General features: G+C 41.4%; 13 protein-coding genes. 6 read left to right on the forward strand and 7 right to left on the reverse strand.

The features are described from left to right. Positions 1 to 105: 105 nt before the first annotated feature. Complete coding sequence (locus tag R8P61_35160) at positions 106 to 768, reverse strand: peroxiredoxin-like family protein (protein ID MDW3652370.1); 663 nt, start codon at positions 766 to 768, stop codon at positions 106 to 108. Positions 769 to 909: 141 nt separating this feature from the next. On the opposite strand from R8P61_35160, the gene R8P61_35165 reads away from it, so the two are divergent. The 5 genes from R8P61_35165 to R8P61_35185 all read left to right on the forward strand — a co-directional run bounded on the left by R8P61_35165 (position 910) and on the right by R8P61_35185 (position 6,090). After that, complete coding sequence (locus tag R8P61_35165; protein MDW3652371.1) at positions 910 to 2,082, forward strand: alpha-hydroxy acid oxidase; 1,173 nt, start codon at positions 910 to 912, stop codon at positions 2,080 to 2,082. Between the two features lie 73 nt (positions 2,083 to 2,155). Continuing rightward, entirely contained in the window at positions 2,156 to 3,145 is a 990-nt protein-coding gene (locus tag R8P61_35170) for a hypothetical protein (GenBank protein MDW3652372.1), read from the forward strand. 193 nt (positions 3,146 to 3,338) lie between these two features. Then, a complete protein-coding gene (locus R8P61_35175; protein ID MDW3652373.1) occupies positions 3,339 to 4,040 on the forward strand; it encodes a DUF2490 domain-containing protein in 702 nt (233 codons plus the stop codon). Between the two features lie 2 nt (positions 4,041 to 4,042). Beyond that, the gene (locus R8P61_35180; protein MDW3652374.1) at positions 4,043 to 4,621 is read left to right on the forward strand and encodes a Crp/Fnr family transcriptional regulator; all 579 of its coding nucleotides are present in this window, start codon (positions 4,043 to 4,045) and stop codon (positions 4,619 to 4,621) included. Positions 4,622 to 4,824: 203 nt separating this feature from the next. Then, positions 4,825 to 6,090, forward strand: a complete 1,266-nt coding sequence (locus tag R8P61_35185; protein MDW3652375.1) for a DNA/RNA non-specific endonuclease — start codon at positions 4,825 to 4,827, stop codon at positions 6,088 to 6,090. On the opposite strand, the gene R8P61_35190 is transcribed toward R8P61_35185, so the two are convergent. Genes R8P61_35190 through R8P61_35205 form a run of 4 tightly spaced genes read right to left on the reverse strand, consistent with a single transcriptional unit; the run spans position 6,091 to position 11,327 of the window. After that, positions 6,091 to 8,973, reverse strand: a complete 2,883-nt coding sequence (locus R8P61_35190) for a CHAT domain-containing protein (protein MDW3652376.1) — start codon at positions 8,971 to 8,973, stop codon at positions 6,091 to 6,093. It abuts the gene before it with no gap. A gap of 11 nt (positions 8,974 to 8,984) precedes the next feature. Further along, complete coding sequence (locus R8P61_35195; GenBank protein ID MDW3652377.1) at positions 8,985 to 9,914, reverse strand: T9SS type A sorting domain-containing protein; 930 nt, start codon at positions 9,912 to 9,914, stop codon at positions 8,985 to 8,987. Between the two features lie 37 nt (positions 9,915 to 9,951). Then, on the reverse strand, positions 9,952 to 10,584 hold the full coding sequence (locus R8P61_35200; GenBank protein MDW3652378.1) for a hypothetical protein: 633 nt from the start codon (positions 10,582 to 10,584) through the stop codon (positions 9,952 to 9,954). Beyond that, positions 10,581 to 11,327: a sigma-70 family RNA polymerase sigma factor gene (locus tag R8P61_35205; GenBank protein ID MDW3652379.1), complete on the reverse strand. Its 747-nt coding sequence runs from the start codon at positions 11,325 to 11,327 to the stop codon at positions 10,581 to 10,583. Before R8P61_35205 ends, R8P61_35200 begins: the two co-directional genes overlap by 4 nt. 217 nt (positions 11,328 to 11,544) lie before the next feature. Here R8P61_35205 and R8P61_35210 point away from each other — a divergent pair, with 217 nt between their 5' ends. Next, entirely contained in the window at positions 11,545 to 12,918 is a 1,374-nt protein-coding gene (locus R8P61_35210; GenBank protein ID MDW3652380.1) for a mercuric reductase, read from the forward strand. Here R8P61_35210 and R8P61_35215 read toward each other — a convergent pair. Further along, complete coding sequence (locus R8P61_35215; GenBank protein MDW3652381.1) at positions 12,915 to 15,095, reverse strand: molybdopterin cofactor-binding domain-containing protein; 2,181 nt, start codon at positions 15,093 to 15,095, stop codon at positions 12,915 to 12,917. The genes R8P61_35210 and R8P61_35215 overlap by 4 nt on opposite strands. An 11-nt stretch (positions 15,096 to 15,106) precedes the next feature. Beyond that, a complete protein-coding gene (locus R8P61_35220; protein ID MDW3652382.1) occupies positions 15,107 to 15,571 on the reverse strand; it encodes a (2Fe-2S)-binding protein in 465 nt (154 codons plus the stop codon). Between the last annotated feature and the right edge of the window lie 380 nt (positions 15,572 to 15,951).

Below are 15,951 nucleotides of genomic sequence, written 5' to 3' on the forward strand. Positions count from 1 at the left end.
AGAATTATCCGATTCCCTCATTTGATGATTTGAGGTTAGTGATACATTTATCCTAAGCTTTATGTATCTATTTGATCGGCGCATGAAGATGTGCCGATCTTTTTTTTAGGCTTGAATTCTTTCCAGCACAGTTAAAATTTCTGAAGGTTCGGCCCGATTTCGGTATTCTGCATCTAGGAAGGCATACTCGATCTTAGCATTCGACCCAATCACATAGGTAGCGGCTAATGGGAGCTCTTTGCTTTCATCCCCATTATAGCCATGCAAATCAAAAGCATTCTGATACATCTCTCCTACTTCTTCTGTGAGTTTGAAAACTATCCCATAGACCCTTGCTATTTTATTTCCGATATCACTTAGTACTTCGAAATCCAGGGCATGTTTTTCCTGTGTACTTAAAGATCTGTCGGGCAATTCTGGTGTCAGGGCTATCAAACTGGCTCCTCTCGCCTGAAAATTGGGAAGTTCAAGCTGTAACTGACGTAAAGTGATATTACAATACGGACACCAGCCTCCTCTATACCAGGTCAAAACAACAGGCCCTTTTTTTAGATAATCTGATAAACGGATTTCATCTCCAGCCGCATTTGTTAGCTTAAAGTCAGGAGCCTGATCACCTACTTGTTTGGCCAGAGACTCAACTCCTGATTCTACTACAGCATCTATGCCTTCTTTATAGGCTCTTTTCACCTGATCTGATGCCTTCTCAGCCCATAATGCTTTTTTTGCGTCCAATTGAGCTTGCAAAGATTTGTTTTGATCGTTCATATAGCTTTATCAACAATAATTTGAATTTCATACGAAAGTAGGGAGGCTACAAACATACAATTGTAAGCCAGACGATATATTGAATAGACCGGGATCTCTCATAATTTGCTAACTTCGCTGCCGAAATAAGATTCCGGTTCTATGAGCTATGAAAAAGTAGCAGCAAGGCTAATGAATGATTATCCAGGTATATATGACCTGGAAGTAAAGGCAAAAAAACGCCTGCCTTATGTCGCATGGGAATATCTACAGACAGGCACAGGCTATGAGCAGGCAATAGAACGCAATCGCCGAAGATTGGAGAATATTAGCCTCCGCCCGAGATTTATGCGGGGTAAACTTAATATCGACTTAACTACTGAACTATTCGGGAAGAAATATGCCGCTCCATTTGGTGTCGCTCCGGTGGGACTTACAGGTATGATGTGGCCCAAAGCCGAACAGATCCTGGCTCGCATGGCTCAGAAAATGAAAGTTCCTTTCTGTTTGAGTACTGTAGCGACTCAAATTCCAGAAGCTGTTGGGAAATACTCGGGAGATATGGGCTGGTTTCAACTCTATCCTCCCAAAGCAGCAGACCTGAGAGATAGTCTTCTGAAAAGAGCCAGGGATAATGGATTTCATGCTCTTGTCCTTACTGCGGACGTTCCTGCCCCCAGCCGAAGAGAAAGAACCAAAAGGGCAGGACTTAAAACGCCTCCTAAAATTACGCCTCAGTTTATCTGGCAGGGAATCACTCATCCTGCCTGGTCCATTGCAACCGTCTTAAACGGTCTCCCTCGATTGAGAACTGTTGAATCTTATAGCGATTCCAAAGACCTGGCCGTGGTAGAGGAATTTGTTCGCTTTAAATTTCGGGGAGATTTGGATTGGGAATATGTAAAAGCTGTGCGAGATCGCTGGGACGGGCCGATGCTGCTTAAAGGACTCTTGCATCCGGAAGATGCCAGACAGGCAGTAAGCATTGGAGTAGACGGAATCGGAGTTTCCAATCATGGAGGAAGACAATTTGATGGAGCTCCAGCACCAATTGATATTTTGCCGGAAATGGTAGAAGCCGTTGAAGGGAAAGTGAAAGTGATTTACGATAGTGGTATTCGCTCTGGCCTGGATATGATTCGTGCATTTGCTTTGGGAGCAGACTTTGTATTGTGCGGAAGGGCTTATATGTATGGGGTAGCTGCTTTGGGTAAATATGGAGGAGAACATACTACCACTATCCTCATGGATGACTTGAAAAATAATATGGCCCAATTGGGGATAGAGCGCATAGCCGAAGCACGGGATATTAACGTGATCAAGGAATATCCCTGAACTGCATCTTAAGCCGGTTCAGATTGTCATCTCCCCAACAAAATTGCTGATTGGAATTCGCTAGATTTTAGCTATGAAACTATTGTCTCGCACAGTTTTAATCAGCTTGATTATTGTCGCCTGTGAAAATAATCCGCCATTTAGCCCCAAGGATGAACTTAACTGCACGAATGAATCATATCGGCTTGAAGGTGAAAAGGTTTTCCAAAGCAGCTTTGACAATACTGAAGGAAGACCTGCCGAAGCTGTAACTAAGCTCTTTGGTCAGGATAATCAGCTAGGAAAAATCAGTAGTTGGGAAGGTCTGGATCTCCACCCTTTGATTGGCGAATTCAGGATTGAATATCAGGGGGGAAGTCCCGGGCAAAGGCATGCAAAAGTTTTATGTGGAGCAGGTGATCTTTTTAGTCCAAATTATTGTAGCCAGGGCCTCGAACTTATGTTAAAGTCTCCCTACATCTTTGAAGGAGGGATAGCCAGTAAGGGAAATGTATCTGCCCAGCTTCTAGACAATACTTGTATCTCTCAATGGTATTCTAAAGCCCAGTTTTACCTGGAAACAGATTTTGCTTATCTACAAGAGTGGGATCAAAACTGGGAGGAGTTGACAATTTCAGAGATTTGGAATAATTCGATAGAGAAGAGTGAATTTCCTTTTAGTATAAAGGTAGATATCGTAAAAAATTCTCAGGAGGATTTGGTCTTTAAATTTAGCGGACAAAGGCATGATACAGATGAAATTCTTTGGGAAGAGATAGTTACTGATTTTGCAATTCCACTTAAACAAAAAGTATTACTAGAACTCTTTGTGAAAGAAGGAGATGAGTCAAGGGGAAAGTTTGCAGCAACAGCAACTATAGAGGGACAAGATCGTAGGCAAATTATTGAAATTATTCATTTTACCCATCATCCAGCGGATTCCAATCCTGATGGATACGACAAACTTGAGCCTTTTAAACTGGCGACCAATAGCAAAGTTTTAAATTATTTGGCTCGAGACTTCAGAAGCTTAAAGGTTCATTGGGATAATTGGGAGTTTTGGCGAAATAAGTCTTATTTCTAAAAACGCTATCGAAATATTCTCATTGGAAACCTGCAGTCATGGATGTACTTATTTTAATGTCTATGCTTGCTGTTCCTGGCTTTTCATTTACATAGCAGAATTCTCTCATTATTTTAGAATCGAGATAAGCGAATTTCTTCTAAAGTGTTATACTTGCAGTTAGTTTTGGTAACGCTATAATTTTTGCTAAAAAATGAAGACCCTACGTATACTCGCATGTTCAATCGCACTTTGGATTCCATTTAGTTCTCATGCCCAGGTTGATGAGGATCAGCTTGGTGCCTGGTATATGTTTTTTTGGAACACGACCATCAATGAAAGTCCCTGGGGATTTCAAGGAGATATTCAACATCGGAATTGGAATATCATTGGCGATTTGCAGCAATTGATGTTACGGGGAGGATTGACCTACAAGCCGAAAGATGCCAATGTGAAATTTACTTTGGGGTATGCCTATATTGGAGGGGGTGAATTTGGAGAAAGTACAACTATTACGGGTGAAAACAGGATTTATCAGGAAGCCTTACTCCCTCAGAAAGTGGGTAAACGTTTTTTGCTAACTCATAGATTCCGCTACGAACAAAGATTTATTGAAGGACGTGAAGATATGGCTACTCGTTGGCGGTATAATCTATTTTTGAATATTCCCTTCAAAGGGGAAACTTTGGGGAAAGGCATTTGGTATTTGGCCCTCTATAATGAGATTTTCCTTAATGGAGAAAAGAAAGACCTGGGTAATGGTAGAATGGTAGAGATATTTGGGGTAAACCGTACGTATGGAGCGATAGGAGTAGGAGTAGCAGATAATTCCCGAATCCAGTTTGGCTATATGCAGCAGACCACCAATTCTATCAGCAAAGGCCAACTCCAATTGAGCTTGCATCAGAAATTTTAATCATGGAGTTCATTCGGGACTTTTTCTCGGCTATCTCCCCTCTTTCTGACAAAACCTGGAAAGAGATAAGACCTTTGTTTCAGCATCGAAAATTAGTTCCCCAGGAATACTTTGTTGAAGAGAATAGCTATGCACGCGAATTGGCTTTTTTGGGTAAAGGCTGCGTGCGGGCATTTTTCACCAATGCAGCAGGCAAAGAATATAACAAGCAATTCTTTGTTGGCCCAAGTTTGATCGGAGCCTATACCTCTTTATTGACTGGGGAAAAGAACCTCATTCCTCAACAGGCATTGACAAGCTGTGATATCTGGGCAGCTGAATATCAGAAGCTGGAAAAACACTTTGATGATTTCCATGATTTGGAGCGGCTAGCTCGAAAGATAGCCGAGCATTATTTTTTGGAGAAAGAGCGTAAGGAATTGGAAATGGCTTTGAAAGATGCTACTCAGCGTTATGCCATTTTTCAGGCAAATTTCCCTGGACTGGAGCAGGAAATCCCCCAATATCATATCGCTTCCTATTTGAGTATCTCCCCTACCCAACTTAGTCGCATTCGTGCAAATCTTAGTAAAGGAAGTTAAGGAGTACAGTCTTTTTTGATCCTATGAGACATGCTTCCTGAAACTGCTGCGGTTGAAATCTGATAAAAACACCTCTTATGAGAGGTATTTTTCTTTTCTCATACCAATAAGAGGGGCTCCTGCGTTTCAATTCTAGGACGGACTTTCGGATCAATTTTATAGATTGAGGTTTGTCCAAAAATTAAAGAAGAAATTACGCAATAATGAGCCATACGTTTCGGTCCATCCTTATCCTCCTTTTTTTTAGCACTTCCCTTCAGGCCCAGAATCTGGATCAGGAAATTCGCACATATGAAAATGAGCTTTTTCAGATAGAAAACAGAAAGAAGGAACTGGGGCTAAAACTTGAAGCGCTCAAACTCAAACGCATTCAAAAAGACCTGCATGAGCTTGGAAATCCCGCTTTGAAAGATGGGGAAGAGTTGATTGTACATCAAGCCTTTAGCCTGGTGTATAGCGAAGAACATGAACAGGCCAAATGGGTTGCTCATATTTTGCTTCCGGATGTCATCAAGGGCAATGTTCCCCGTAGCAATGACTTTCGCGAAGATCCCAAAGTGAAAACGGGCACAGCAGTCGAAAAAGACTATTTTCTCAAATATCCCAAAGGTGATGGAGAATTTGAATATGATGGTTTTGGCTATGATAGAGGACATTTGGCCCCCTCAGCAGATTTTCGTTGGTCAGAAATAGCCCTCTCCGAATCCTATTTTTACTCAAACATGAGCCCTCAGGTCCCAGAATTCAATCGTGGTACCTGGGCAGAACTGGAATCAATCATCCGGGGCTATATGTACAAGCACCCAAAAACTCAATTGTACATCGTCTCGGGTCCTGTTTTGACTCCCGGCCTTCCCAAAATCGAACGCAGCATCAATAAGCTCAGCATTCCCAAGTTCTACTTCAAGGTAGTGCTCGACCTCGATAATCAAAAAGCCATCGGATTCCTTATGCCGAACAAGGAGATCGATAAGCCTATCGAGACCATGGCCGTTCCCATTGATCAGATTGAGAAAATCACCGGCCTGGATTTCTTCGCCAGTTTGCCCGATAATTTAGAAAGCACACTTGAAGCTCAGGATAGGGCCAAAGATTGGTTGCCCGATTCGCAGCAGGACGATGTTTTGCCTTTGGATGCAGAGTCTTTACCTCCTCACCATTTTAACACCCTTACCGCCAAAAATTTTGCAGAATATGGCGATCCAACCAAGATCAATATCTGCGGAACCGTCGTTAGCACAAAGCTTACCAGCAATGGGCATATTTTCCTCAATCTGGACAAGAAATTCCCCAAGCAGATTTTTACTGCTACCATCTGGAAAGACAATCGCGTCAATTTTTCCTATGAGCCACATTTAGAGTTAGAGGGTAAATGTATTTGTGTAGAGGGTACCGTGCGTTTGTCCAGAGGAACTCCAACCATGGAATTGAAGGGCGAGGAGAATGTGAAGTTTTGGCAGGAGCGTTAATCAAACATTTTTACTTGAAGGGCTAAAGAATAGCTGCAGAACAAGCCCAATAAAAAGTAGCAGACCTGCTAAACATACCCACTTCACTCTTGGATCAATAAATATCGGCGCATCATCTCCGATGAGAATGAAATTCGCCCAGTATTTGGGATGTGCTCTTCCAGCAATAGGATTTTGGATGTAATCCTGCTTGGCCAGTCTCAGAGCTTCGGTTTTTGATTTTCCCTCTTTGAGGTAGCTATAAAAACTTAACATGATTCTTTGGGAAACGCTGCTTTCTGCTTTCCAGAGGCTCATCAAAATACTGGGAGCTCCGGCATAGCGAAAAGCCCAGGCAAAACTCATGATCCCCTCCCCTTTTGCTACTTTCCCTTCTCCGGTTTCGCAGGCGGAAAGTACTACTAGATCTGCATTGATTTTATGATTCATTAGATCGTGTGCATAAAATACCCCATCTTCAAGGCTGTCTTGATAGGTAAATTCAATGCGAGAATACATGGGTCTCTCCATTTGAGAATAGCCATGAGTGGCGAAATGCAGAATCTTGTATTGATCTATAACTGACTTCGTATTTTCCAGATTTGCTTCTTTATCGAGAAAAATATCCCCTTGCATTATGGAATTTATTTCTTCGACCTCCTGCCCATTGAATACCAGTCTTTTTTCCCCTTCAAAATAAGGTGCGAAGCCGCCCCAGATTTTAGGAGCAACTTTCCTGTTTCTTTTCAATGGATCCTGGAACAGTATTTTTGCAGAATATGCGTATTGCATATCAATACTATTACCTAAATATGCCAGATTTTTAAAAGAAGCTGAGTTCTCTTTATTAGTAAGAAGAAACTCAAAAGGAATTTTGCCCAATTGTCCATCCGGAATGAAGATAAGCTTTTCAAAAGCAGAGATTTGTTCAGCGATTAGCTCATCAAATAAAGAAAAGGCAGAATTTTTAAAATCTGAAAAACTTTGAGTGTCCTCTCCTTCTACTCGAAATTCTTTGCTGAATTCTTCTATATGCTTATAAACGTTTTCTGGAGAAGAAATTACCTTATAACGCAGCCTTTGTTTGTCTAAATAGAAAATAAAGAGTGAGCTATCTCCTGCAAAAAATTCGACTAATAAGGTATTTGAATTCAAGCCCTTCTGTAAATCTTTAATGTTGGTGTTTTCTGCCTGGTTTAGAAAAAGATGATAATCAGGATAGCTCTCAGCAAGTATATCAGTAAAGTTTTCCTGTTCTCTTTCCAGTTGAAATATCTTTCTCTCCCAGCGATCAATTTTAAAGGAATCAATTCCTTCATCCTTATTTCTTTCCTTGAAGATTTGATTTTTATAAAAGGAAAGATTGGCTTTGAGTTCTCTTTCTTTAGATAATAAGGTATCGGGTACTCCCCCTGAATACTTTGCGTAAGTATCATTTAGTGAATTCGCAAGCAATACTGCTTTACTCTTTTCAGCAATTTTGAAAGCTTCTTCCAGATAATTTTCTTCTCCTGTTATTTCATGAAGCTTTAAAGCTATTTCTATGGCTTGTTCAAAGGCTGGGCGTAACTCATTAGAAATGAATAGTTGAGCATCTAAAGTTTGAAGTTGTTTACGATACCGGTCAGAAAGCTGGATAAGAAGTTGGGAATACAAATACGCACTTGAAAGATTTAATGTCTCTCCTTCAAAATTGTAAAGTTTTTTTAAGCCAAAAATTTTATTTATTACAATCTCAAGGAGATATTGAGAGATAATTTCAAATTCGGAATGTGGGATTTTAATGTGATAATTTCCTGTATGATTTCCAGAATTAGAATAGTAATTCAGCGCGACATGATTGTATTTCAGAGAATTATGAATGTCCCCAGCTTTGTCATAAATTTCTCCAAGTATTGCATAAAGATCGCCACATGTTGGATTCCCCTTTTTTTGAGGAAATGTTTCCAAACAACTTTCAATAGATTTTTTGCTATTTATTATTGCATTTTGGAAATCTCCAACATCAGCTAGATTTTGAGCTAAAACATTAAAATGATTTTCTTCTCGTGGTACTTGGCCGTGAGACCGAAAATACTTATCCTGATAAAGTTTTGCGAGTTCTAGGTTTTTGAAGCTTTTCTCAAAACGTTTGATGCTTCTATAGCTATTTGCAAGACTTATATAGTTCTTTATTAAAAGCCTTTCGTCTGTAATTCTAAATTTTTTGAACAGCTCTAGATTTTTAAGGTAATAAAATATTGACTCCTCTACTTTTCCTTCTGAAAAATAGTCTATCGCAATATTATAATTACATGATATTATGGACTCTAAGAAATAAGTATTGTCTTCTTGATTCAATGAGTCTTCAACTAATGAAATTACTCGTTTATAAAATGGGACTGCTTTTTCGATATCTCCTTGATCTCCATAATGTATTCCTAAATTTTCTAATGAGATCATCAAATATATAAACGATTCTCGGTTACGAGTTGAGTTAGAATAAAACTCTACTGCCTTAGAAGTGTAAAAAATTGCCTTCTTTAAATCCCCTATAGTAGAGTAATATGTCCCTAAATTATTAGAAATTGACCCATAGTATTTATTTTTCGATTGAATTTTTTTGTTTCCTTCGTTTAAACTTAATAGAGCATAACATTTCATAGATTCATAATCTTCTTGGATATATGAAATGTTAGTACTTGCAATTAAAGCGAACATATAGTCATCATAATAATTATTTTTTGATCCTATCCTGATTATTTCTTCTAGGTAATAACTAATACTATCTAATTGATCATGGGCTTTAAACAACTTTTTAACTTTTTCTTTGTAATCGTTGATTAGATTGACATCACCTTGAGGTAGACAAATGCCAGATTTTAAAAGAATTATTAAAAAGAAAAGAGCTCTGATACTCTTCATACAAGTCAATTTTAATTTTTTAGAAATTTTACTACTTCTATTTTCTGACCAGAGTATTTTTTCAACAAATATGGTCCCTTAGGTAAGAATGATACGTCTATTAAAACATTATTTTTGTTTAAGAAAGTAAAACGCTGTGGTAACAGCCTATGTTCTTTCCCTGATAAGTCAAATAAGTGGAAAGTTGAATTTAAATTTATAGTGCCTTTTATGGTCAAATTTAGAATTTTGGAACATGGATTTGGATAGATTTTTATAATTGAGGTTTCTTCAATGTTATTTTCTTGCAGTATTTTGTTACTAGTGGCTAAATTCTTAAATCCATTTCTTAAAACTTGATGGGTGGAGTTGTTATAAATGCATTCAAATTCGTAATCTAGATTATTCAATACCCCATATAAATTTTCAATACGGGATGTTTGATCAAGTGAATTATATTCTGTTTTCTCTAGTACTACCTTATATGATGAGCATAATTCAACATTTGAATTGGGGCGATCATTTGTACAAAGATTTGCTTTCATTGATATCCCTATTGTGATTTTCCCTTGAGAATCTAGGAGTTGAGAATTAGCGAAGATCGTTTGATTTGGGTGAATTAATCCATTAGATAGAATTTTCACATTACTAAAAACAAAGTTATTACAAGTGCTATTTGCACCTCCTAAAGGTTGGCTCCCTCCAATATTAGAATTTGGCAAAATAGACGATGCATTGATTAATGAAACATTGTTGATATTAAAAGGGAATTTATTAGGTTTAAACTCAATTATTAGGTTCGGAAGCCAAATATCAGGTTCATTACAAATTTGACACGGATCACCACCCTTTTTGCGATTTTTATTTACTTTTGCTAGTAGAATTTGACCTTGAAGACTTATAGAGATAATGATTAAAAAGGTGAATATTGAGAGCCTCAAAAATTTAAAATGGATTTGCATGATTTAAAGATTTATTGAATAATTTAATTGCATTGCATTAGTCCAACATAGGAGATTGTTTGCTAATTATTTTTATATACTTTTTTGCCGGATTTAAGTATTCTCCTCGTTTAACATTTTTTAGAACCGAAATAGCTTTAGAAATTTTCTTCTCCTCCATCAAAGCCATCCCCTTGAAGAAATAGATATCGTCCCGCTGAGGAACACTATCCATGGCCAATATCGAATCAAATTTCTTTATAGCTTCCGGAAAGTTTTTTAAATTATAAGTGATATATGCATCCTGTAGAAGGGAATCTATACCTTCACCTCTCATTTCAGGAGCAGGGACAAATTCATGTTGACTGGCGATAAGTTCTTCTTGAGTTTGAACGGAATTTGTCTGGAACCACAGAATCCCGGCAATGCCAGCTAGCAAAATGAAAATAGCTGCTATCAATAATCGATTTCTATTGGTAGTCGGTGAAGAGAATTCCTTACGAATCTGTTTCTTCCAGGATTCTCTGCCTGCCAGATGTGTAGTTGCTTTCACTCGCAGAAGCTCTTTTACATATGCTTCTAATTTTTCATCGGCACTCATGGCTAGCTCAAATTCTTTCTTCTCTTTCGCCTCTAATTTTCCAGCTAAATACCGATCTACGAACTCTATATTATAATTATGATCTTTCATGATTCTTTTGGGTTAGGGTTGATGCGTTTTGTACTACTAAGGACTGCTTTCAATTTTTCCATGCAGCGGTAGCGGGAAGTAGATACGGCACGAGCGGATTTTAGCCCCAACTCTTTGGCAATTTCTTCCATGGAATAGCCTTGAAATTCTTGCATAATCAATATTTGTCGACAACGACTTCCCATTTTATCAAGAAATTTCTCGAGCCAATCCATTTCTTCTTCCTGTATCATTTCTTGAAGTATGTTTTGAGCCATATTGGGGAGACCAGGTATGTCCTCAATCCATTCATGAGATACATGATTTCGCATTCGATCTCGTACCTTATTTTTTGATTTATTCTCGAAGATTCTGAATAAATAAGTGGAGAGCTTACTTTCTCCCATAAACCTTTCTCTCTCAATCGCCGAAGAAAGAGCTAGAAGACTATCCATGTAAACTTCCTGAGCCTCAATCTCATTTAGCTTAAATCGACCCATGCCTCGATGAACGAAATGCTTGAATTTTTTAAATAATATACTCATGGCGCGCTCACGCTCGAGCCCACCACTTCTTATTTGAGCAATAAGTTTGAGATCCTTGCCCCCAAGTTTTTTACCCGTACCCATGACAGCCTGCTTTCGAACCAAAGAATCAATATAATACATTTCTTCGGAAAATACGCTCTTTCCATTTATGCGCGGGCTCAAACTAATTGAAAGCGATTCGTCAAAAAGATTGATATAAGGTAGAAACTTGTCCATGTCCTTGATGTAGTAAGCAGATGATTCCTTGAGCCGAGATAAGCTCTTTCATTTTTATTAGTACCCACAGCATAGGTCGATGTCAACATCGAGCTGAAAAATTTTCAAAAAAATTCAGTCCCCTAGATTTTCTCCTCCCTATTATTGCTTCCTACTGTCAGCCAGACGATATTCCATCTAAACTTTATCCCAGACCTTCAGCCCCAAATTCAGTCTTATGCAATCCTACGACCACATCATCCTCGGTACCGGACAAGCCACCGGAACGCTACTCGGCAAACTTATCCCCACCGGCGACTCCATTGCCGTCATCGAAGGAGGAAAAGTAGGCGGTAGCTGTGTGAATTACGGCTGTACGCCCACCAAGGCTTTGGTAGCCAGTGCGAAGTCCATCTATGTTGCCAAGCGAGGCGAGGAATTTGGATTTAGCACAGGGCCCATAGAGATCAATTATGATCGCATACGCGAACGCATGAACAGTATCCGCAATGGCTCCAGCAATGGTTTGACTCGCTGGATGGAGAATACCCCCAATGTGACATTGATCCGTGAATGGGGGAGGTTCGAAGGTCCTAAGCAGATACGGGTGGGCGAGGAAGTCATCGAGGGTAAAAAGATTTACATCAATGTGGGTACTCGCCCCTTTGTTCCGCCCATCAAGGGCATAGAGGAGGTGCCCTGGATGGATAGCGGGGGTGTATTGGATTTGGAGGAATTGCCGGAACACCTGATTGTGATTGGGGGCGGTTATATCGGACTGGAGTTTTCTCAGATTTATAGACGCTTTGGTTCTAAGGTGACACTCATCCAGAGAAATGCTCAACTCATGCCCCGGGAAGACAAGGACATCGCGGATGCGGTCGAGGCTTTTCTGAAAGAGGAAGGAATAAGAATCTTGAAAGGAACAAATAGTCTGGAGCTAAGAGGCAAAGCAGGAAATATCGAACTCGACATAGAAAGAGAAGGGCAGAAAGAGACGATCAAAGGGACGCATCTCCTCATTGCTACCGGACGCAGACCCAATAGCAATACGATCAATCTGGAAGCTGCAGGAATCAAGGCTAATGAGAAAGGTTATATCGAAGTCGATGATTATTGCGAGACGAATGTAAAAGGTGTCTATGCCCTGGGAGATGTGAATGGTCATGGAGCTTTTACCCATACCTCAGTCAATGATGCCGAAATCGTGCTCGACCATATGTTTGGTGGGACGCGGAGTATATCCCAACGCATACACATTGCCGGACTCTTTACCGATCCTCCTTTGGGTCGGGTAGGCATGTCTGAGAAAGAAGCTTTAGCCAAAGGGCATAAAGTGCTGCGCGCCATACGGCCCATGAACCGCATCAGCCGGGCCAAGGAAATGAGTGAAATCAAGGGCTTTGCCAAACTGCTGGTAGATGCAGATACAGACCTCATCATTGGCGTAGCCATTCTGGGCGTAGGGGGAGATGAGATCATCAATATGTTTGCCGCCATCATGCATAGCGGTATCCCCTGCCGAAAATATCGGGAAGTCGTGCTGGTCCATCCCACGGTCTCGGAATTGATGCCCTGGGCGCTGGATGGTCTGCAATTGGTCGAAGCCTAGCTCTTTAAGGCTTCCAAAACTCTTTCGGGCGTGAAGGGCAAATGCTGCAAGCGTTTTCCCGTCAAACTAAAGAAAGCATTGGCTACGGCACAAGCCACCAAAGGTGTACTGGACTCCCCTACTCCCATAGGCCTTTCGGTCGAATCGATCAAAGCGGTTTCTATGCTTTCTGGCATGTCGGCCATCCGCAAAAGCTGGTAGTCGTGGAAATTGCTTTGCTGGATTTCTCCATTTTGGATGGTGAGCTGTTCGGAAAAGACCGAACTCATGCCCATAATGATGCCGCCTTCTATCTGGGCTTTCACAATATCGGGTTGAACAATCACGCCCGCATCATGAGCCGACCAGAAATGATGTACGCGGATTTTGCCCGTACTTTCATCCACAGATATTTCACAAATGCCCGTACTCAGGGTGCCGCTTCTTTCTAGGAAGGCGACTCCTTTGGCGCGAGCTTGTGTAGAGGAATTTTCCCAGTTCGCTATTTCTGCGGCTTTTTCCAGGCTAGCCAAAGCTTTGGGAAATTTCTGCATGAGTCGGCGGCGATATTCCACCGGATCAACACCCTGATCATGGGCCACTCTATCGATCATGCTCTCGATCGCAAATTTATTGGGGCTATGTCCCACGGAACGCCAATGTTTCAAGCGGATTCCCTCCTCTTTCTCCCGCAACTCATAATATTTATTGGGGATGTCATAGTATTCGTTCAAAATGCCGCTGGAGGTCAGATTAGGACCGTCGCCAATCACATAATGAGAAAGGCCGGTGAGATTTCCGTCTTTATCAGTAGTAGCAGTTAGTCTTTGCAGGGATAAAGGGCGGTAGCACCCATAGGTCAAATCGTCTTCTCGCGTCCACATGAGTTTGACGGGACGGGGAGCCACTTCTTTGGCGAGGAAAGCGCATTCGGTGATGAAGTCGGTCAGGGATCTTCTGCCCAAGCCTCCTCCCAGATACATGAGGTTGACTTTCACATTTTCGGGGGGAATACCCAAAGCTTTGGGTACGCCCATTTTGGGAGTAAAACCCTGCTGACTGCCGACCCAGACTTCTGCGGATTGGCCGTCTTCGGCTACTTGTATGACAGAGTTTAAGGGCTCCATCTGGGCGTGATAGACATAATCATTTTTAAAGTCGGCCGTATAGGTTTTTGCGGATTGTGCTTTTGCCTGACGAAAGTTCCCGATGTCTCGGACCACATCTCCCTTTTTATTGCTGCTGGCAATTTTTTCGTAGGCCGCATAAGCTTCCTGAGAATTGAATCCACTAGCTGTAGCTTCGCTCCAATCTATCTTGAGCGCCTTTTTGGCTGCCAGGGCTTGCTCCAGTCTTTCCGCTATCACCCCTATCGCATACTCAATCTCTACAATCTTCACTACGCCCGGCATGGCTTCAATTTCTGTTTGATTCTGTAGACTGGGCTTTGATCCATGTAGCTTGCCCCTTTCGTAAACTCCGTAGAGCATATTGGGCAGACGGACATCTATGGCAAATTTGGCCGAACCGTCTACTTTCTCAGGAATATCTGTTCTAGGCACATCCTTGCCGATCAAACGGAAGTCTTTGGGATCTGTTAAGTCCGCTTCTGAAAACTCAGGAAGTTCATCAGGCATTTGGAGAAAAGGAAGAATCTCTCCGTAGCCCATTTCTTTTCCTGAAGCACTATGAAGGACTTTGCCCGGCTTAGTGCTAAGTTCGGCAATATCTACTTCCCATTTTTTTGCGGCAGAATGCATCAGGACATGTCGAGCTTGTGCACCGGCTTTGCGCAAGACGGGATAATAACCGGTGGTAGTTCGACTACCTGCCGAGAGCATGATTTTCCTTCGCGAGCTCCAGTATTCTGAACCATAAATTTCTGCTTCCTGGGGCGAAAAAGCGACCTTTACTTTCGACCAATCCGCATCCATCTCCTCTGCAAAAATCAAAGGAAGGGCGGTCATGGAACCCTGCCCCATTTCGGCTCCGGGATTGAAGATGGTAAGTGAACCGTCTTCGGCTAATTGGACCCAGGCCGTGAGCCTGTGCATTTCCAATTGCTTATTGATGGCTTTGACATCCTTGCAGGCGACCCAGGAAGGGATGAGACCTGAAGCTCCTATAAAGAGCGCGACTCCGGAACTGTTCTTCAGAAACTTTCTCCGGCTTTGGGTATGAGAGTTTGAATTTTTCATAGCTACCGGATTTAAGACATGTTTTCAGAAGCAATTTCGATGGCTTTCATGATGCGCATATAGGTTCCACAGCGGCAGAGATTTCCATTCATATGGCTGATGATCTCTTCCCGACTTGGCTTGGAATTGTTTTCGAGCAGATTGGCCGCTTGCATGATTTGGCCAGACTGACAATAGCCGCATTGGGGAACCTGGGCTTCTACCCAGGCTTTCTGGAGAGGATGATCTCCTTTTTCGGATAAGCCTTCGATGGTTGTGATTTCCTGATCGGCTTTGATGGCATCTATCGGCATGACACAGGCACGGACAGGATTTCCGTTTAGGTGCACGGTGCAGGCCCCGCATTGGGAAACACCACATCCGTATTTGGTGCCGGTAAGTCCCAGGTGTTCGCGTAGGACCCAGAGTAAAGGTGTACCCGAGTCAACTTCGACACTATGTTTTTCTTTGTTGATGCTAAGGGAAAATGTAGGCATAGCAATAGAGTTTCTTATTCTTAAAATAGGCAATCTTGCTCAGAGATGCCCAAGTTTTCTATAAGTAGGTAGGGGAAAGGAAAACTTACAGCCTAAAAAAAGGACTGATTGCATTCATGAGGACCTATCTCCCAAGGTCGTCATGAAATACAATCAGTTTAACATTCAGCTAAGGCCTACACCCGGTATATTTCCGGAACCACTGAACATACAATCCTGGTTGGGTAGCAAACAAGAGAAGTAAACAGTCCGTAGCGTACAATTCCCTATATTTCCTATTGAGCGCAGGGAGGGCTTTCCCGCTAATGCGTTGTACCTAATCGGATCTATCTGCCTTTTGAGGAAGCTTCTTCCTCTTTTTAATACATAGAATGTTTTAC

This window comes from Bacteroidia bacterium, assembly GCA_033391075.1.
Classification (GTDB): Bacteria; Bacteroidota; Bacteroidia; order J057; family J057; genus JAWPMV01.